At 66.3% G+C, this 17517-nt stretch carries 17 protein-coding genes and 1 tRNA gene; 14 read left to right on the top strand and 4 right to left on the bottom strand.

Features of this window, described 5'->3' with window-relative positions; genetic code table 11:
* Positions 1 to 159: 159 nt before the first annotated feature.
* The 3 genes from FHS82_RS01615 to FHS82_RS01605 all read left to right on the top strand — a co-directional run bounded on the left by FHS82_RS01615 (position 160) and on the right by FHS82_RS01605 (position 3701).
* Positions 160 to 729, top strand: coding sequence for a DUF2059 domain-containing protein (locus FHS82_RS01615; RefSeq protein WP_166948044.1), 570 nt, complete (start codon positions 160 to 162; stop codon positions 727 to 729).
* An 81-nt stretch (positions 730 to 810) separates the two neighbouring features.
* Positions 811 to 2178, top strand: a complete 1368-nt coding sequence (gene gor, locus FHS82_RS01610; RefSeq protein ID WP_166948042.1) for a glutathione-disulfide reductase — start codon at positions 811 to 813, stop codon at positions 2176 to 2178.
* Positions 2179 to 2315: 137 nt separating this feature from the next.
* A complete protein-coding gene (locus tag FHS82_RS01605; RefSeq protein WP_166948040.1) occupies positions 2316 to 3701 on the top strand; it encodes a class II 3-deoxy-7-phosphoheptulonate synthase in 1386 nt (461 codons plus the stop codon).
* Positions 3702 to 3740: 39 nt separating this feature from the next.
* On the opposite strand, the gene FHS82_RS01600 is transcribed toward FHS82_RS01605, so the two are convergent.
* The 3 genes from FHS82_RS01600 to FHS82_RS01590 all read right to left on the bottom strand — a co-directional run bounded on the left by FHS82_RS01600 (position 3741) and on the right by FHS82_RS01590 (position 6775).
* Positions 3741 to 4043 (bottom strand): hypothetical protein, encoded by a 303-nt coding sequence (locus FHS82_RS01600; RefSeq protein WP_166948038.1) that lies wholly within the window; start codon positions 4041 to 4043, stop codon positions 3741 to 3743.
* Between the two features lie 243 nt (positions 4044 to 4286).
* A complete protein-coding gene (locus tag FHS82_RS01595) occupies positions 4287 to 5846 on the bottom strand; it encodes a 2-isopropylmalate synthase (RefSeq protein ID WP_166948036.1) in 1560 nt (519 codons plus the stop codon).
* A gap of 398 nt (positions 5847 to 6244) precedes the next feature.
* Positions 6245 to 6775: a CreA family protein gene (locus FHS82_RS01590; protein WP_166948034.1), complete on the bottom strand. Its 531-nt coding sequence runs from the start codon at positions 6773 to 6775 to the stop codon at positions 6245 to 6247.
* A 216-nt stretch (positions 6776 to 6991) separates the two neighbouring features.
* Between FHS82_RS01590 and FHS82_RS01585 the strand changes: the two genes are divergently transcribed.
* From FHS82_RS01585 to FHS82_RS01575, 3 genes are all read left to right on the top strand, one after another.
* Positions 6992 to 7507 (top strand): MarR family winged helix-turn-helix transcriptional regulator, encoded by a 516-nt coding sequence (locus tag FHS82_RS01585; RefSeq protein ID WP_166948032.1) that lies wholly within the window; start codon positions 6992 to 6994, stop codon positions 7505 to 7507.
* Positions 7508 to 7766: 259 nt separating this feature from the next.
* Positions 7767 to 8927, top strand: coding sequence for a DUF2865 domain-containing protein (locus tag FHS82_RS01580; RefSeq protein WP_166948030.1), 1161 nt, complete (start codon positions 7767 to 7769; stop codon positions 8925 to 8927).
* Positions 8928 to 9227: 300 nt separating this feature from the next.
* Positions 9228 to 9608: a twin-arginine translocation signal domain-containing protein gene (locus tag FHS82_RS01575; protein ID WP_166948028.1), complete on the top strand. Its 381-nt coding sequence runs from the start codon at positions 9228 to 9230 to the stop codon at positions 9606 to 9608.
* 147 nt (positions 9609 to 9755) lie between these two features.
* Here FHS82_RS01575 and FHS82_RS01570 read toward each other — a convergent pair whose 3' ends face one another.
* A complete protein-coding gene (locus tag FHS82_RS01570) occupies positions 9756 to 9956 on the bottom strand; it encodes a hypothetical protein (RefSeq protein WP_166948026.1) in 201 nt (66 codons plus the stop codon).
* 194 nt (positions 9957 to 10150) lie between these two features.
* Between FHS82_RS01570 and FHS82_RS01565 the strand changes: the two genes are divergently transcribed.
* The 8 genes from FHS82_RS01565 (at position 10151) to FHS82_RS01530 (ending at position 17435) form a co-directional block, all read left to right on the top strand.
* Positions 10151 to 10426, top strand: a complete 276-nt coding sequence (locus tag FHS82_RS01565; protein WP_166948024.1) for a helix-turn-helix domain-containing protein — start codon at positions 10151 to 10153, stop codon at positions 10424 to 10426.
* Between the two features lie 260 nt (positions 10427 to 10686).
* Positions 10687 to 12438 (top strand): SulP family inorganic anion transporter, encoded by a 1752-nt coding sequence (locus FHS82_RS01560; RefSeq protein WP_166948022.1) that lies wholly within the window; start codon positions 10687 to 10689, stop codon positions 12436 to 12438.
* A gap of 315 nt (positions 12439 to 12753) precedes the next feature.
* Positions 12754 to 13293: an invasion associated locus B family protein gene (locus tag FHS82_RS01555; protein WP_166948020.1), complete on the top strand. Its 540-nt coding sequence runs from the start codon at positions 12754 to 12756 to the stop codon at positions 13291 to 13293.
* A gap of 108 nt (positions 13294 to 13401) precedes the next feature.
* Positions 13402 to 14667 carry a dual-specificity RNA methyltransferase RlmN gene (gene rlmN, locus FHS82_RS01550; protein ID WP_166948883.1) on the top strand — a complete coding sequence of 422 codons (1266 nt, stop codon included), beginning with the start codon at positions 13402 to 13404 and terminating at the stop codon, positions 14665 to 14667.
* Between the two features lie 123 nt (positions 14668 to 14790).
* Entirely contained in the window at positions 14791 to 15381 is a 591-nt protein-coding gene (locus tag FHS82_RS01545) for a LemA family protein (RefSeq protein ID WP_166948018.1), read from the top strand.
* 356 nt (positions 15382 to 15737) lie between these two features.
* Positions 15738 to 16502 carry a competence/damage-inducible protein A gene (locus FHS82_RS01540; RefSeq protein WP_166948016.1) on the top strand — a complete coding sequence of 255 codons (765 nt, stop codon included), beginning with the start codon at positions 15738 to 15740 and terminating at the stop codon, positions 16500 to 16502.
* A gap of 141 nt (positions 16503 to 16643) precedes the next feature.
* Complete coding sequence (gene gpt, locus FHS82_RS01535; protein WP_166948000.1) at positions 16644 to 17141, top strand: xanthine phosphoribosyltransferase; 498 nt, start codon at positions 16644 to 16646, stop codon at positions 17139 to 17141.
* 218 nt (positions 17142 to 17359) lie between these two features.
* Positions 17360 to 17435, top strand: a tRNA-Lys gene (locus FHS82_RS01530).
* Positions 17436 to 17517 lie beyond the last annotated feature (82 nt).

Genomic DNA, 17517 nt, shown 5'->3' with positions numbered 1-17517 from the left:
GGGCCTTACCGATCTGGAAAAATTCTGATAAGCCCGCCTGACGCATCGAACCCCGGAACGGATACCCTTCTTGGCTCCATTCAACGCACAGGCAAAGAGGTAGAGCGGCGGATTTGTTTTCGTCCGGCACGGCCGCTGTTCTGCACTCAGGAGATCCCAATGAAAAGTCCCGTCTTCAACCGTCTTTCCGCACGACATCTTTTTCTGGGCGCGGTCGCGTCCTGCGCCCTTGCCGCCGGCGTCGCGGCCTCGGCGCTCCCGGCGCGTGCGCAGCAGCAGCAGCCGGCGACCAGCCTGCCGTCCTCTCCGGCACTCTCGCAGAGCCACGTCGATGTGGCCCGCGACGTCGTCATCCTGTCCGGTATCGCGCGCACGTTCGACGGCATGCTGCCGACCTTCGCCGACCAGGTCCGCCAGACATACATCACCCGGCCGGAGATTTCCGCCGACCTCAACGCCGTGCTGGAGCAGTTGAAGCCCGAGCTGGAGGCGCGCAAGCAGGATATCCTGACTGCCTCGGCGCGCATCCTGGCCAACCGCATCAACGAGCAGAACCTGACCGAAATCCGCGCGTTCTTCCAGTCGACGGCCGGGCAGCAGTATGTCGCCACCCAGCCGCTGGTGCTGGAGGATCTGTTCGGCGCGATGAACACGTGGGTCGGGGATGTGTCGGCCTTCATCGTCAGCCGCGCGCGCGAGGAAATGCGCAAGAAGGGTCACGATATTTGACACGGTCGCGATATCTGACGACGATGCGATGCTGACAGGGCGGCGCGCTCGCCCGCCGCGCGCTGCCTGGGAGATTGGGTCATGGATACGTTCGACGTCGACCTGTTCGTCATCGGAGGCGGCTCCGGCGGAGTGCGGGCAGCCCGCATCGCGGCGAATCACGGCGCGAGGGTCATGCTTGCGGAAGAGTTCCGCTACGGCGGCACCTGCGTCATCCGCGGCTGCGTGCCGAAGAAGCTTCTTGTCTACGCAAGCCGCTTCGCGGGCGAGTTCGCGGATGCGGCCGGCTTCGGCTGGCACGTGGGCGAAACGTCGTTCGACTGGGCGACGCTGATCCGCAACAAGGACGCCGAGATCACGCGGCTGGAGAACGTCTACGCGGCGAACCTCGAATCGGCGGGCGTATCGATCGTGCGGAGCCGGGCAGTGATCGAGGATGCGCATACGGTGCGCGTGCTCTCCACGGGTGCACGCATCCGCGCCGCGACCATTCTCGTCGCGACCGGCGCCATGCCCGTGCGCGACGCCTCCATTCCGGGGATCGAACTTGCCATCACCTCGAACGAGGCGTTCAATCTCGACACGCTGCCGCAGCGGGTGCTGGTGATCGGCGCGGGCTATATCGCGGTCGAGTTCGCCGGCATCTTCGCCGGGCTCGGCGCGCGGACGTCGCTCGTCTATCGCGGCGAGAAGCTGCTGCGCGGCTTTGACGAGGACGTGCGCGCGGCGCTGGAGACGGCCTATACGGCACGGGGCATCGGCCTGCTCGCGGGGCGCACAGTGAGCGGCCTGGGCCGGGCGCAGGACGGATCGGCGATCGAGGTCAGCCTTTCGGACGGCACGACGATGACGGTCGACGCCGTGCTGTCGGCCATCGGCCGCCGGCCGAACGTCGGGGGCCTCGGGCTCGACGCGGCGGGCGTCGCGTTGAAGCCCAACGGCGCCATCCCGGTCGACGGCTTTTCCCGCACCAATGTCCCTTCCATCTATGCCGTCGGCGACGTCACGGACCGTGTGAACCTGACGCCCGTCGCCATCCGGGAGGGACACGCCTTCGCCGACACCGTGTTCGGCGGCAAGAGCTGGCAGGTCGATCACTCCGTCATCCCCACGGCCGTTTTCTCCACGCCGGAGATCGGCACCGTCGGGCTCACGGAGGCACAGGCGCGAGAGAAGCATGCGGATGTCGCGATTTTCCGCACGTCTTTCCGTGCCATGAAGGCGACGCTTTCGGGCGGGCCCGAACGGGTGCTGATGAAGATCGTCGTGGACCGGGCGAGCGACAGGGTGCTCGGCGTGCATATCGTGGGCGAGGCGGCGGGCGAGATGATCCAGCTCGCGGGCATCGCCGTTACCATGGGCGCGACCAAGGCCGACTTCGACCGCACCATCGCCGTGCACCCGTCGGCGGCGGAGGAACTGGTGACGCTGCGCACGCCCGTCGCCTGAACGCGCGGGCATCCCGGCGCCGAATTGCCGCTCGCAATTTGTTCCCAATCCGTATATACGTGGCAATCCTGTTTCGGGGCGGCGTCTTGCTGCGTATCGCCCCGCAATTCGACTGAATACGTGTGGGAGAGTCTGTCATGACCGAGCGTTGGACACCGTCGAGCTGGAGATCGAAGCCCATCCAGCAGGTGCCGACCTATCCGGACGTCGATACGCTGGCGGCAGTCGAGAAGCAGCTCGCCTCCTTTCCCCCCCTCGTTTTTGCAGGCGAGGCCCGCCAGTTGAAGCGCCAGCTCGCGAAGGTGGCGGAAGGCAAGGCCTTCCTGCTGCAGGGCGGCGATTGCGCCGAGAGCTTCGCTGAACATTCGGCCGATACCATCCGCGATTTCCTGCGGCTCTTCCTGCAGATGGCCGTGGTGCTGACCTATGCCGGCGGCCTGCCGGTGGTGAAGGTCGGCCGCGTCGCCGGCCAGTTCGCCAAGCCGCGGTCCTCGCCCACGGAGACCGTCGACGGCGTGACGCTGCCGAGCTACCGCGGCGACATCGTCAATGGCATCGGCTTCACAGAAGAAGCACGCACGCCTGATCCGCACCGCCAGCTCAAGGCGTTCCGCCAGTCGGCGGCGACGCTGAACCTGTTGCGCGCCTTCACGAACGGTGGCTACGCCAACCTCGACAACGCCCATCGCTGGATGCTCGGCTTCGTCAAGGACAGCCCGCTGTCGAACCGCTACCGTGAGATCGCCGACCGCATCACGGAAGCGCTCGACTTCATGCGCGCGTGCGGCATCGACCCGGAATCAAACCCGGAGATGCGTGCCACCCAGCTCTACACCAGCCACGAGGCGCTGCTGCTCGGCTATGAGGAGGCGCTGACGCGCGTCGACTCCACCTCCGGCGACTGGTACGCGACGTCCGGCCACATGATCTGGATCGGCGACCGCACGCGCCAGCTCGACCACGCGCACGTGGAGTATTTCCGGGGCATCAGGAACCCCGTCGGCCTCAAGTGCGGCCCCTCGCTCAAGGCTGACGACCTGCTGCGCCTCATCGACGCACTCAACCCTGACAACGAGCCCGGCCGCCTGACGCTGATCGCTCGCTTCGGCTCCGACAAGGTGCAGGACCACCTGCCCCCGCTGGTACGCGCGGTGAAGGCGGAGGGGCGCGCGGTCGTGTGGTCGTGCGACCCGATGCACGGCAACACCATCACCGCGAGCGGCTACAAGACGCGGCCGTTCGAGCGGATCGTGAGCGAGATCGACAGCTTCTTCAACATCCACCATGCGGAAGGCACGCATGCGGGCGGCATCCATCTGGAGATGACCGGCCGCAACGTGACCGAATGCACCGGCGGCGGCCGCCCGCTGACGGAAGATCAGCTTTCGGACCGCTACCATACCCATTGCGACCCGCGCCTCAATGCCGAACAGGCGCTCGACGTCACCTTCCTCGTGGCGGAGCGGCTCAAGCAGGAACGCCTGCTGAAGGGGCGGCCCGCCTTCCCGGAGGCGGCGGAGTAAACGCCAACTGCGCTCAGGGCCGGCGAAAGCCGGCCCTTTTCAGTTAATCATGCCTTTCAGGGCGGACAGGTTGCCCCCGCCGGCACCGAAGTACCGGTCGATCAGCGCCTTCCGCGTTTCGGGATCGAGCGCGGCGAGCATCCTTCCCGCCTCGACGGCAAGGGCCTCGACCTCGTCACGCGAGGCGCCGTCCCGCGTGCTCAGGCCGGTGAGCGCGGCCAGCACCTCGGCGGCCCGCTCCCGCTCCTGCCGCATCTCGTAGCCCGCGCGATAGCCCGCGGGCTCCGGCGCGAACCAGTAGACAATGCCGATACAAACCGCAAACCGCGCCAGAAACCCCATCCTCACCCATCCCGATGGCTGTCGCCGGCAGGATGCGCGGGAAAGGTGAAGATGCGGCTAACGCGCGCCTACCGCCGCAAGCAACGGGAGGCGGCCGAATACGACGTCGATGACGGCCGCATCCACGTTAAACCAATACTCCCCGTCCCCGACCGGGAGCATCGGGCTTTGCGGCGTCAAGATGGTTCTTGCGCCGCACGGGTTTGACCGTGCCTCGACGAGGCAAGCTCGTTGAGATGCGTATTACGGCGTCGTGGCGTGCGCGTGGGTGCGCGCGCCCCTTGCCCGCAGGCGGTTCAGGGCCGAGAGATAGGCGCGAGCGGAGGCGACCAGCGTATCGGGATCGGCGCCCCGGCCGGTGGTTTCGCCGCTCGCGGTTCGCAGCCGCACGGAAACTTCCGCCTGCGCGTCGGTGCCGCCGGTCACGGCATGCACCTGATAGAGTTCCAGCGTGGCGTCATGCGGCACGAGCGCCTTGATGACGTTGAACACCGCATCGACCGGGCCGTTGCCCTCGCCTTCCGCCTCGTGCTCCACGCCATCGATGTCGAGGGTGATCGCTGCCGTCTGCGGCCCGCTCGTGCCGGCGACGACCGATAGCGACACCAGCCTGATCCTGTCCTGCGACGTCAGGATTTCGTCGCCGACGAGCGCCTCGATGTCCTCGTCGTAGACGTCCTTCTTGCGGTCGGCCAGATCCTTGAAGCGCTTGAAGGCATCCTCCAGCGCGTTCTCGCCGAGGTTGAAGCCGAGGTCCTTCAGCTTCTCGCGGAAGGCGTGGCGGCCGGAGTGCTTGCCCATGACGAGCGCGTTCTTGCTGACGCCGACCGATTCGGGCGTCATGATCTCGTAGGTCTGGGCGTTCTTCAGCACGCCGTCCTGGTGGATGCCGCTCTCGTGGGCGAAGGCGTTGCGGCCGACGATGGCCTTGTTGTACTGGACGGGAAAGGACGTCACCGTCGAGACCAGTTTCGAGGCACGCATCAGGTGCGTGGTGTCGACGCCGGTCTCGTAGGGCAGGATGTCGCCGCGCGTGCGGATCGCCAGCACCACTTCCTCCAGCGCCGCGTTGCCGGCGCGCTCGCCGAGGCCGTTGATGGTGCATTCGATCTGACGCGCGCCGGCACGCACGCCCGCCAGCGAGTTCGCGACCGCGAGGCCGAGATCGTCATGGCAGTGGGTGGAGAAGATCGCCTTGTCGGCGTTCGGCACCCGCTCGATCAGCATGCGGATGAGTTCGTAATATTCTTCCGGCGTCGCATAGCCGACCGTGTCGGGAATGTTGATCGTGGTCGCGCCCGCGTCGATGGCCGCCTCGACGATGCGGCAGAGGTAGTCATGCTCCGTGCGCGTCGCATCCATGGGCGACCACTCGACGTCGTCGGTGAAGTTGCGGGCGCGCTTCACCGAAGCGACGGCGCGCTCGTAGACCTGCTCCTGGTCGAGCTGCAACTGGTACTGACGGTGCAGGGGCGAGGTGCCGATGAAGGTGTGGATGCGCCCGCGCGCGGCCGGCCTGATGGCCTCGCCCGCCCGGTCGATATCGTTGGGGTTGGCGCGCGCCAGCCCGCAGACGACGGAGCGCTTCAGGGTTCTGGCGATCTCGCGTACCGATTCGAAATCGCCTTCGGAGGCGATGGGAAAGCCCGCCTCGATGACATCGACGCCCATCTCGTCGAGGACGGTCGCGACCTGCAGCTTTTCCTCGAAAGTCATCGAGGCGCCGGGACATTGCTCACCGTCGCGCAGGGTGGTGTCGAAAATAACGATGTGCTCCTTGGCGCTCGTCGTTGCCGTGCTCATTGGCCGGTCTCCTTTGAATGGGGCCGCCTTCAGGCGGAAAATGCATGAATCCGGAAAAGCGTCATTGCCCAGAGCGCACGCAACCGTGCGCCGGGCGGAAGGCGATCATCCCCTGAAGGCCCAGGCGAAGCCCAGCCGGCCCTCAGGGGCAGCTAAGGAGGAGGCCGGAAAGAAGAAGCACGGAGGTGAGGGAGCGGACACGCGCATCGGCGCGGCGGGACATACCGTCCGCGGCCGACCGGCCTTTTGTGTCCTTGGAGCGGGAAATGCCCACGCTCACGCCCTCCCTGATGTCGCGGCTATGTGCCCGACGATGACCCCTTGTAACAACCGTGAAGACGGCTGACAACCCCGCGCAACAAAATGTCGGCGATTTTGGCGGAAGCAGCGATCGGCCGTCAGCGCTTCAGCCAGTCGGCGCAGCGCGGCGCATCAGCCGCGCCCCACGGCATGATGGGCACGCCGGAGGTGGAGTTCTTCGGCGACCCCTCGATCAGCTTGTCGGAATAGACGAGGTAGACGAGAACGTTGCGCTTCTCGTCGCAGCCGCGCACGATCTGCATGCGCTTGAAGATCAGCGAGCGGCGTTCGCTGAACACTTCGTCACCCTGCGCGAACTTTTCGTTGAAGGTGATCGGGCCGACCTGATGGCAGGAGAGCGAGATGTCCGACACCTCCTCCGCGACACCCAGCATGCCCTTGACGCCACCGCGCTCCGGCGTGGTGTAATGGCAGGAAACGCCGGACACGACCGGATCGTCGATGCCGTAGACCGCGAGTTTGTCGTCGGGCGTCAGCATCTTCCACACCGTGGATTTCCTGAAGATGAGGTCCGGCCCGTCGGCACGCGCCTGCGCGATGCCGGGGCCGCCCGCCGCGGCAAGAACACCCACGAGAGCGGCGGCGGCAAGACGGGAAACGAAGGACATCGAAAACTCCGGAGCAGATCGCGACGGACAATATATAGCGTATTGCGCGGAAAACGGGGCGTTTTGTTGGCCGGCCGAACATTTTCGCGGTTGCCAGCGGATTTGTCGCAAGCAGCGATTGCCGCGACGTCGGGATCGCTGTATGCCATTGCTGGCTGTCCCGCCTGAAACAATCGGGCGGGGTTTGTTCCCTTATTACCTGCGAGATCCGGCAGCATGACGGACACCCCCGCAGAACCGCTGGCGCTGAGCCGCTTTCTGCCCTACCGCCTGAATGTCCTCGCGCACGTCGTCGCGGGCGGGCTCGACCGCATCTATACCGAACGTTTCGGCTTCGGCATTCCCGAGTGGCGCCTGATCGCGACACTGGGCGAGTTCGGCCCCATGACCGCGCGCGACATCGGCGCCCACAGCCAGATGCACAAGACGAAAGTGTCGCGCGCCGTCGCGACGCTGGAAGAACGCGGGCTGCTCCTGCGCCGTCCCAACGAGCGCGACCGGCGCGAGGCGTTCCTGTCCCTCACCGAGAAGGGCGCCAGCACTTATGCCATGATCGTGCCCACGGCGCTCGAATACTCGCAGCAACTCACGGAAGGGCTTCCCGAGGCCGATCTGGAGGCTTTCGAGCGAATCATCGCCCATCTCATGGAGCGCGCCGGCATCGACAGCGCCGAGCCCCTCGACGGCGCGGGCGATCCCGACCCGTCGGCGCGGCGAAGCGCCGCGTCATAAACAATTTTTGATCGGCCGCCGCCTCCGGCCCACGGCTGGTTCTTTCCTTCGCCCCAACGGGATCGCGCGGCCGGTTCAACCCCGGCGCGGCCGCCGGCGCCGACGAAAGCGCTGGAAAAGCTGGCCGCGACTATAGTAACGATGCTACCAGATGGTTTCAGCCAACGGTTCGTCGGGCCCCTGCGGCAGACAGGATGCGGTTGGCCCGGCGCCGGCCGGGCAGGTCGAGCAAGTGGTCACGCAACGTATGAAAAAAGCTATGCGGGCATCGCTTGCCCTGGCCGGTTTCGGCATCATGACGGGTTGGGGCATCACGGGCGCCGTGGCGCAGGCCGTCGACTGCGCGGCCTACCGGGCCGAACTCGCCGGCATCTCCCGGTCCGTCGATCCGCGCGCGCAGGAGTACACCGTCGCCGCCCAGCGGCAGCGGGCCGAGCTTGAGCGCACGCGCGCCTACTTCGACCAGATCGGCTGCACGCGCACGGACATCTACCGACCGCCGGCCGAGTGCTCCTCGCTGCGCACCCACATGCGGCAGATGCAGGCCAACCTCAACGAAATGCTCGCCTACGCCGACAGGCTGGGCGGCGGACAGCGGAGCCAGGCGCGGCGGCGCGAACTGCAGGCCGCGCTGGACCGTTATTGCGCCAACGAGCCGGCGCGCCCGCGCGGCTTTCTGGAGCGGCTTTTCGGCGGCGGGCAACCGGCGCCAGCGGACGAACCCCCGCCCACCGCGCCCGCGCCCGAACGCGCGACCGCGCCGGCAACCGAGAAACCGGCAGGCGGCGAGCGCGGGCTCGGCGGCTCGCAGCCCGTGTGCGTGCGCCTGGCCGACGGCTACTTCTTCCCGCTCGGCGCACGGTATCGTGGACGGGAGCAGGCACAGCAGATGTGCCAGGCGCAATGCCCGGCCACCCGCACCGAACTGTTTTTCATGTCGGAAGGCGGCAAGATCGAGCGGGCGCAGAGCGCTTCCGGCGTGCCCTACAGCACCCTGCCGACCGCCCTCGTCTACCAGAAACGCCTCGTGCCCGAAGCCGCCTGCCTGCCGGCGGGCCAGAGCTGGGCCGATGCGCTGCAGGGCGCGGAAACCCTGATCGGGCGCAACGACGACGATATCATCGTCACCGCCGAAAAGGCGGACGAACTCTCCCGCCCCGGCGCCGCCCGCGCCGCACGGCAGGCCGCGGTACAGCCCGCCGCGGCCGGCGACGCGGAGGAGATCCCCGACACGGCGGCGGTCCCGACGGCGAGCGGCGAATCCGCCGGCATCGGCCCCGCCATCGCCGGCGAAGACCGGCCGCTCTCCCGCAAGGACGGGCGCACGATCGTCTCGTCCGGTCCCGACGGTTCGCGGCGCAGCGTCCGGATTGTCGCGCCCTATCTCGTTCCCGTGCAGGAGCCGCTGCACGGGAACTGAGCACGCCGGTCGTTCGCAAACGGCGTGGCTCCGGAGGAACGTGTATAGTTTGGTTTTCTTTTGTAGCGGCATTTCGTATACATGAAATTTTCTTCATCTATACCTGTTAACGATATATTTCCACGTCGACGACTAATTCTTGCCACGGGATTGCAACAATTCATCTGCAACCTGCAAGCGTAAACGGTTCGAGCAGCCGGCCGGAAAACGGGACGGGGAGACGGGCGGCCGGCACAGGCCGACGTCACCCCGCGACCGGCCGGGCAAATTGCAGCGACTCACCTCCCAAGGAGTGGCATGATGGTTTCAAGACGACATTTTCTGAGCGCCCTGCTCGTCGCCGGCGTTGCGGCGCCGCTGGCCGGCATGGCCGCCATTGGCGAAGCGCAGGCCCAGCAGCGCCCCGACCAGTGGCATAACGGCCGCCCCGGCGGGAACAGGCCGCCGCCGCCGCATCAGCCCAACCGCGCGCCGCCGCGTCCGCGCCAGGAGCGCAGGCCCCCGCCGCGCCCCGGTTATGTGTGGGTTCCGGGTTTCTGGGAGTGGAACCCGCGCCGCCGCGACTACGTGTGGAGATCGGGCCAGTGGGTGCGCAACCGTCCCGGCTTCCGGCATCGCGATCCCCGCTGGGTGCGCAGCCACAACGGCTGGACGTTCGATCCCGGCGGCTGGCATCGCTGACGCATCCGCCAGCAGCCTGTCATCAAAAAACAAGGGAGCGCGGTTATCGCGCTCCCTTTTTCGTTCTCCGGCCGGCGACTTCCGGCAGCATGCAACGAACCGCCCCAGAAACACTGTTCGCGTCCTGGTCCGATACAGCGGCGTCCGTCAGCGTTTCTCGACCTCGGCGCCCGTCTCCTGCCCAGCGCCCGGCTGCGTCACCGAAGGCGCATCGCTGGCGGGAAAGGTCTCCACCAGTTCCTCGTCCAGGCGGCGGTCGACGCGCGCCTCCTGCTCTTCCAGTTCCTTCCGCCGGGCCGCGTCGTCCTGTCCGGCTTTTCCGGGAGCGCCGGATTGCGTGTTCGTCATGCCAACCTCCATACGCAGGCCTTCACGTCGTCCTGCAATATATCAGGAACGGCGCCGGTTGTCGCCCGACGGCGCGGTCGCGGCACCTCGCATGCGGCACCTCGCATCATGTACGGGATCTGGATAATGATGGTTTTGACATCATAAATAATAGATGATATAGGATCGTTCATGTTTCAGATCGGGTCTATAGCGTGATTACCGCCGCTCAAATGCGCGCCGCGCGGGCTTTGCTGGGGATTGACCAGCGACAGCTCGCCGAGCTTTCCGGCGTCTCCCTGCCCACCATCCAGCGGATGGAAGCGAGCGAGGGGAACGTGCGCGGCGTCGTGGATACGCTGACCAAGGTCATCGAGGCTTTCGATCGGGCGGGCGTGATGCTGCTTGGCGAGAACGCGCCAAGCCAGGGTGGCGGGCGCGGTGTGCGGCTCAAGGAGCCCTCGCCGCCGGTGACGTCCGGCTCGGCCTGAGCCTGTTTTCCGACCGGCGGGTGCCACAGGCGTCCACCAGTCTGGTTCATGTTTGACGCCGCGTAACGGCGACCGCCGCCTCCCACCCCGGCAGCCCATCGCTTCCGGGGGCGCATTCTGGGTCCGACGATCCCGCCACGCTGCGACAATCCGGCGTGTGGTCGTGGCGTGCGAAGGAAGCTTCAGCCGCGCACATGGCCGGCCCTGCGTCCAGAGTGCGCGGCGCCCCCTTGACGGACGCCGCGCGTTGAGGTGTCACGATGTCCCGTTCGCCGACAGCTACCCGCGCCAGCAACGCGCCGACGTTTGTCGAACTGTTTACGCCCAAGCTCATCACCGTCCTGCGCGAGGGTTATACGTTCGCCCATTTCAAGGCCGACGTGGTCGCCGGCCTCACGGTGGCGATCGTTGCGCTGCCGCTGTCGATGGCCATCGCCATCGCGTCCGGCGTCGGGCCGGACCGGGGCCTCTACACGGCGATCGTCGGCGGTTTCCTTGTCTCGCTGCTCGGCGGCAGCCGGTTCCAGATCGGCGGGCCGGCCGGTGCCTTCATCGTGCTCGTCGCGACCACCGTCAGTACGCAGGGCGTGGACGGACTGATCCTGGCGACGCTGCTGTCGGGCGTGCTGCTGCTGCTGATCGGCTTCCTGCAGCTCGGCACGTTCATCAAATACATTCCCTACCCTGTCACCGTCGGCTTCTCGGCGGGCATCGCGGTCATCATCTTCTCAAGCCAGATCAAGGACCTGTTCGGCCTGACGCTCAGCGGCCCGGAGCCCGGCCCGATCTTCGAGAAACTCGCCGCGCTGGCGGATGCGCTGCCCACCTTCAACCTCGCGGCGTTCATGCTGGCGGCCGCGACCATCGTCGTCATCATTGGCCTGCGCGAATACCGCCCGCGCCTGCCCGGCCTGCTGATCGCAGTGACGCTCGCGGCGCTGGCCACCTTCGCGCTAGACCTGCCGGTCGAGACCATCGGCACGAAGTTCGGCGGCATTCCGCAGTCGCTGCCCGCGCCGCGCCTGCCGGACATGAGCTTCGAAAAAGTCATCGCGGTGCTGCCTGCGGCCGTCAGCTTCGCGCTGCTCGGCAGCATCGAGAGCCTGCTGTCCGCCGTCGTCGCCGACAGCATGACGGGCCGCCGGCACCGGTCGAACTGCGAGCTGGTCGCGCAGGGCGCGGCGAACATCGGCTCGGCCCTGTTCGGCGGCTTCTGCGTGACAGGCACCATTGCCCGCACCGCCACCAACGTGCGCTCCGGCGCGCACGGGCCGGTGGCGGGCATACTGCATTCGCTGTTCCTGCTGCTGTTCATCCTGATCGCGGCGCCGCTCGCGTCCTATATCCCGCTCGCCGCGCTTGCCGGCGTGCTAGCGACGGTGGCGTGGAACATGGTCGAGAAGCACGCCGTCGCCACTCTGCTGCGCGCCTCGCGCGGCGACGCCGTGGTGCTGGCGGCGACGTTCCTGCTCACGGTCTTCCGCGACCTCATCGAAGGCATCGTCGTCGGCTTCACACTGAGCGCGCTGCTGTTCCTGCATCGCATGGCGCAATCTGTGGAGGTGGAGAACGCCGCCCTCACCCCGCACATCCCGTCCGACACGTCGGATACCGACGAGCGCGACCCGCTGCTGCCATATGACGCAGCCGAGGCGAGCGATCCGGACGTGGTGGTCTCGCGGATTTCGGGCGCGTTCTTCTTCGGCGCGGCCGCGACCGTCGCCACGACGCTCGACCAGATCGCGCGCCAGCCCAAGGCTTACGTCATCGACTTCTCGGCCGTGCCGTTCCTCGATTCCACCGCCGCCGCGACCATCGAGGGCTTCGTGCGCAAGGCGCACGCGCGCGGCGCCATCATCTCCATCACCGGCGCGCGGCCCGGCGTGCGCCGCACGCTGCTGTTGCACGGGGTGCGCCACCCGCTGGTGCACTTCAAGGCCAATGTCCGCGACGCGGTGAACGACGCGCACGCCGCCATCAGGTCGCGACCGGCGGCGCCGGCCGCGACCTGATCCCGAACATGTGAACAGCCGGCGCGCGCCGGCCGTCGCTCCGTTTCACCGCATGGCGGCCTGGCCGATGCCCGCGTGGTGCGGCGCCCGCTCCCCGGGGTGGAAATCGCATCCGCCGACGGCTTCTCCGCGACCGGTGACAGAAATTTTACCATCCCGTGTCATGGCTTGGACAAGGTCATGGCCGAAACGAGCCGCAAGTCGGCATCTGCGGTCCGGTCAAACGGCGCGGCGGGTGGCATCCACCGCGGATGACGTGATAGATGTAATGCGACGTCCGGCGACACCGCCGGCTGGAAAGGGTATGATGCGACCATGATTCGATTGACTTCGGCACGCCCCCTCAAGGGTCTTCTCGCAGCCTCGATCCTCGCGTTCGTACTGACGGGCGCGGCAGCACAGGCGCAGCAGCAGGCCGGATCGCGGCTCGCCGGCACCTTCTCCGACTGGAGCGTCTATACCTCCGGACAGGGGGGCGCGAAGGTGTGCTACGCCGTCACCCAGCCGAAGGCGCGCCTGCCCGCCGGTCTCAACCGCGACCCGGCCTATCTGTTCGTTTCCTCGCGCCCGGCCGAGAAGGTGCGCAACGAGATCAGCCTCGTGCTGGGCTTCCCGGCGCGCCCTGGCCAGGATGCGCAGGCCGTCATCGACGGCAAGTCCTTCCCCCTCGTCACCAAGGCCGAGAACGCCTGGGTGAAGGACACGGCGCAGGAGGCCGCAGTGCTGGCCGCATTCCGCTCGGGCTCGAAACTGAGCATCAGGTCCACCTCCGCGCGCGGCTCCAGCCTGACCGACGAATATTCCCTTTCCGGCGTCAGCGCGGCCCTGCAGCAGCTCGCGCGCGAGTGCCCCTGAGGGCCGCGACGCCACGACCGGCGATCTCCCTCTGGTTATTCGGGTGAAGACGTGCTATAGGGCGGCTTTCCTGAACAATTCGGATCGGCAGTTGGGGTCGGTATGACAATGGCGGCGGTTGCGCTGGACATCGCGAATGATCATTCCACGGCGAGGAAACCCGCCGCGGACGGCGCGCGCGCGTTGGCTGCCGGGCGCTCTTCTCTTCTCGGTCTGACCCGCGCCGGACTGCGCGACGCGCTGGTGGCGATCGGCGTGCCCGAGCGCGAGCTGAAGATGCGCGTCACCCAGTTGTGGCACTGGCTCTATTCGCGCGGCGTGACCGAATTCGACGCGATGACGAACATCGCCAAGGGCCTGCGCACGCAGCTTTCGGCGTATTACACGCTTGCGCGTCCCGAGGTCGTCACCGAGCAGGTTTCCTCCGACGGCACCCGCAAATGGCTCATGCGCATGGCCCCCACCGGCCCGCACGACCGCGGGGCGGAAATCGAGTGCGTCTATATTCCCGAAGTAGACCGGGGTACGCTGTGCGTCTCCAGCCAGGTCGGCTGCACGCTTAACTGTACATTCTGCCACACCGGCACGCAGCGTCTCGTGCGCAACCTCACCGTGGCCGAGATCGTCGCGCAGGTCATTGTCGCGCGCGACCGGCTGGGCGACTGGCCGGAGGCCGTCCCGCCGGCAGAAGGCTTCGTGCCGACGGACGGCGGGCGCTATGTCTCCAACATCGTGCTGATGGGCATGGGCGAGCCGCTCTACAATTTCGACAACGTCCGCGATGCCATGGACGTGGTGAGCGACGGCGAGGGGCTTTCCATCGGCCGACGGCGCATCACGCTGTCGACGTCCGGCGTCGTGCCGATGATCGAGCGCGCGGGTGACGAAATCGGCTCCATGCTGGCCATATCGCTCCATGCCGTGCGTGACGATCTGCGCAACCAGCTCGTGCCGCTCAACAAGAAATACCCGATCGCACAGCTTCTCGACGCCTGCCGCGCCTATCCCGGCCTCTCCAATGCCAAGCGCATCACCTTCGAATACGTGATGCTGAAGGGTGTGAACGACACGCCGGCCGACGCGCGCGAACTCGTGCGGCTGCTGAAGGGCATCCCGGCGAAGATCAACCTCATCCCCTTCAATCCGTGGCCCGGCACGAGCTACGAATGCTCGGACTGGGAGAGCATCGAGCGTTTCTCGGACATCGTGTTCCGGGCCGGCTACGCGAGCCCGGTGCGCACCCCGCGCGGGCGCGACATCCTGGCCGCATGCGGGCAGCTGAAGAGCGAGACGGAAAAGATGCGCGCCCGGGCCCGCCTGATGCTGGAAGGCGAAGCCGCCGGGCGGAACCTTGAGGAAAACCCCGCCGCCTGACAGCGCCGGCCTTGTATGTGACGGAGATTCGGCCTTTATTGAAATCGGTTGTTCGATGAAGCGCCACTCCGCGAAGATAACGGACACAGAGATTTGGTAAGCCAGACTCACAGGATCTCAGGTATGGGGGCTCCCTCCCGCAGCCGCGTCTTTGTCGTGGTTGGCGTGATCCTTGTTCTTGCGCTCGCCTTTGTCGGCGCGCGCTTCATGAACGTGCCGCAGGTGCAAAGCCGCGCGACGAGCGCCTGGGGCGAGGTGGAGCGGCAGTTCAAGCTGCGCGCCTATCTGACGCAGGATGTGATTGACGCCGTGCGCGCGGTCAATCCCGCGCAGCTCGACCTGATCGCGGCCCTTGAGAACAAGCGGCAGCAGGTCATCAACTACGCGGCGGATGCGCGCACGCCCTACTCGGCCGATCTGTTCCGCGCCTTCATGACGACGCAGGACGCGCTTTCCGTGGAACTCGGCAAGGTGCTCGACATGATGCAGCTCTATCCGGAGCGGCGGGCGCAGCCACCGGTCAGCACGGTGCTCGGGCGGCTCGCGCAGAGCGAAAGCCGCATCGTCGTCGCGCGCAGCGATTATGCCCGCGCTGCGGAAGCCTACAACCGTCTTGTGACCAAGGTTCCAACCCGCTGGCTCGCCGGGCTGGTGGAGCCCGCAGCCAGGCCGATGATCACGAGCTTCGACCCGGCGGCGCTTCCGAAAACCTAGAGCGCGTTCCGATCAGATGGAAACATCTGATCGATGAGAATTCGCTCAAAATAAGGAATCGAGAATCTGTCCTGTTTCAACGTAAACAGGACAGATTCTGAAGCAGTTTGCATTCAATTCGCTCCAGCGGGTTGGATGCAAGTTGCGCCAACATATAGAATTCTGAGTGCGCGGTCTGATTCCGTCAGAAGGGTTGGCGCTCTGGCGCATCGAACCGGGAAATCGGCTTTTCGGGTAAATTGATGCGGAAGAATGGATAGAGCGACGGCGCGATCCTGACTGTCTGGCCGCCGTCTCAAATGCCCGCCCACGGCCCGCTGCGGCATGCCGGGCAACGATCGGAGACGTAAAAGGTGATGACGGAAGGCATCGAGGCGGCAGCAAAGCCGGCGACGATAACGGCGGCGGTGCTGATCATCGGCGATGAAATCCTCTCCGGCCGGACGAAGGACCGCAACGGCGGCTATATCGCGGAATATCTGACGGCGATCGGCATCGATCTTCGCGAGGTGCGCGTCGTTCCGGATGTTGAGGACGAGATCGTCGATGCCGTCAACGCGCTGCGCGCCCGCTATACCTATGTGTTCACCACGGGTGGCATCGGCCCGACGCACGACGACATCACGGCGGACGCCATCGCGCGCGCTTTCGGCGTGTCGATCGACGAGGATCCGCGGGCGATCGCCATGCTGCTCGAATACATCCGCCCCGAGGACATGAACGCCGCGCGCCGGCGGATGGCGCGCATTCCCGCCGGCGCCCGGCTGGTCGTCAACCCCATCTCGAAGGCGCCCGGCTTCTGGATCGGCAATGTCATCGTGATGGCCGGCATTCCCGCCATCATGCAGGTGATGCTCGACAATGTCGCCCCGCAGCTTGCCACCGGTGTGCCGATGATGTCCCGCACAGTGCGCGCGGCATGCCGGGAGGGCGACGTCGCCGCCGATCTGGCGACGATCGCGGCAAACCACGGGACGGTGTCGATCGGCAGCTACCCGTTCATGGAAAACGGGCAGTATGGCACGCATCTCGTGCTCCGCTCGCGCGACGCGCAGGCGCTGGAAGCCGCGCACAACGAGGTGATCGCGCTCGTCGCGCGGATGACGCTTGCCGCCGGCTAACCTGCCGCCGGGCAGCAGTCATCCAGATAATATGCGTTCAGACAGCCGTCACGTGAGGCCGTGCATCAGGACTATGGACAATTGCCGGAAGGCGCGCTAACGGCATCTCCTCCTCCCGATTCAGCAAAAGGCATTTTTCACATGACTGCGCCTTCCCGGAAAGCATTCCCGGTTTCGTGGGACCAGTTTCACCGCGACGCCCGCGCGCTGGCGTGGCGCCTGCATGAAGCGGGACCGTTCGAAGCGTTGGTATGCATCACGCGCGGCGGCCTCGTGCCGGCGGCGATCATCGCCCGCGAGCTTGAAATCCGGCTGATCGAAACCGTATGCATCGCCAGTTACCATGACTATGCCAACCAGGGCGAACTGAGGCTGATCAAGGATATCGCGCCGTCCATCAGCCAGAACGCCGGGCGGGGCGTGCTCGTCGTCGACGACCTCGTCGACACCGGCAAGACGCTCGCGCTGGTGCACACGCTGCTGCCAGAGGCCCACTACGCGGCGATCTACGCCAAGCCGCAAGGCCGGCCGCTGGTCGACACCTTCATCACGGAAGTATCGCAGGACACCTGGATCTACTTCCCCTGGGACATGGGCCTGACCTTCCAGCCACCGATCCGCGACGGCGCGGCAGGCTGAACGGCAGCATCGGCGGGCGGGGCTAGATATGTGCAAAAACCGCCCTTCTGCCCGGGAAGCCCGCTTTGCATATTGACCCGGCGACCGCGACTCCGTATCTGATTACGCAATCCGATGACAGGCAGGTCACAATTGGCCCGAAACGTTCCTTCATCCACTGAGGCTTGACGGGAAACGAAGAAACGGATACGCGGCAATATATGCCGCCATTGGTGAGTGAGCGCGTAGCTCAGCCGGTAGAGCAACTGACTTTTAATCAGTAGGTCCTGGGTTCGAGCCCCAGCGCGCTCACCAAGAAATTATGTCAATCAATGCGTTGTACATTCCACGGATTGGCTGATCATTCCGCTGCGGCAAATCGCGGGCGGCTCGCTTT

The organism is Pseudochelatococcus lubricantis (genome assembly GCF_011762225.1).
In the GTDB taxonomy this organism is placed as follows: domain Bacteria; phylum Pseudomonadota; class Alphaproteobacteria; order Rhizobiales; family Beijerinckiaceae; genus Pseudochelatococcus; species Pseudochelatococcus lubricantis.
This window is presented reverse-complemented; position numbering and strand designations above follow the sequence as displayed.

Bases quoted from the DNA above. Each gene is read 5' to 3' on its own strand.
- FHS82_RS01615 (WP_166948044.1), top strand. From the start codon at position 160: ATGAAAAGTCCCGTCTTCAACCGTCTTTCCGCACGACATCTTTTTCTG.
- gor (WP_166948042.1), top strand. From the start codon at position 811: ATGGATACGTTCGACGTCGACCTGTTCGTCATCGGAGGCGGCTCCGGC.
- FHS82_RS01605 (WP_166948040.1), top strand. From the start codon at position 2,316: ATGACCGAGCGTTGGACACCGTCGAGCTGGAGATCGAAGCCCATCCAG.
- FHS82_RS01600 (WP_166948038.1), bottom strand. From the start codon at position 4,043: ATGGGGTTTCTGGCGCGGTTTGCGGTTTGTATCGGCATTGTCTACTGG.
- FHS82_RS01595 (WP_166948036.1), bottom strand. From the start codon at position 5,846: ATGAGCACGGCAACGACGAGCGCCAAGGAGCACATCGTTATTTTCGAC.
- FHS82_RS01590 (WP_166948034.1), bottom strand. From the start codon at position 6,775: ATGTCCTTCGTTTCCCGTCTTGCCGCCGCCGCTCTCGTGGGTGTTCTT.
- FHS82_RS01585 (WP_166948032.1), top strand. From the start codon at position 6,992: ATGACGGACACCCCCGCAGAACCGCTGGCGCTGAGCCGCTTTCTGCCC.
- FHS82_RS01580 (WP_166948030.1), top strand. From the start codon at position 7,767: ATGCGGGCATCGCTTGCCCTGGCCGGTTTCGGCATCATGACGGGTTGG.
- FHS82_RS01575 (WP_166948028.1), top strand. From the start codon at position 9,228: ATGGTTTCAAGACGACATTTTCTGAGCGCCCTGCTCGTCGCCGGCGTT.
- FHS82_RS01570 (WP_166948026.1), bottom strand. From the start codon at position 9,956: ATGACGAACACGCAATCCGGCGCTCCCGGAAAAGCCGGACAGGACGAC.
- FHS82_RS01560 (WP_166948022.1), top strand. From the start codon at position 10,687: ATGTCCCGTTCGCCGACAGCTACCCGCGCCAGCAACGCGCCGACGTTT.
- FHS82_RS01555 (WP_166948020.1), top strand. From the start codon at position 12,754: ATGATTCGATTGACTTCGGCACGCCCCCTCAAGGGTCTTCTCGCAGCC.
- rlmN (WP_166948883.1), top strand. From the start codon at position 13,402: ATGGCGGCGGTTGCGCTGGACATCGCGAATGATCATTCCACGGCGAGG.
- FHS82_RS01545 (WP_166948018.1), top strand. From the start codon at position 14,791: ATGGGGGCTCCCTCCCGCAGCCGCGTCTTTGTCGTGGTTGGCGTGATC.
- FHS82_RS01540 (WP_166948016.1), top strand. From the start codon at position 15,738: ATGACGGAAGGCATCGAGGCGGCAGCAAAGCCGGCGACGATAACGGCG.
- gpt (WP_166948000.1), top strand. From the start codon at position 16,644: ATGACTGCGCCTTCCCGGAAAGCATTCCCGGTTTCGTGGGACCAGTTT.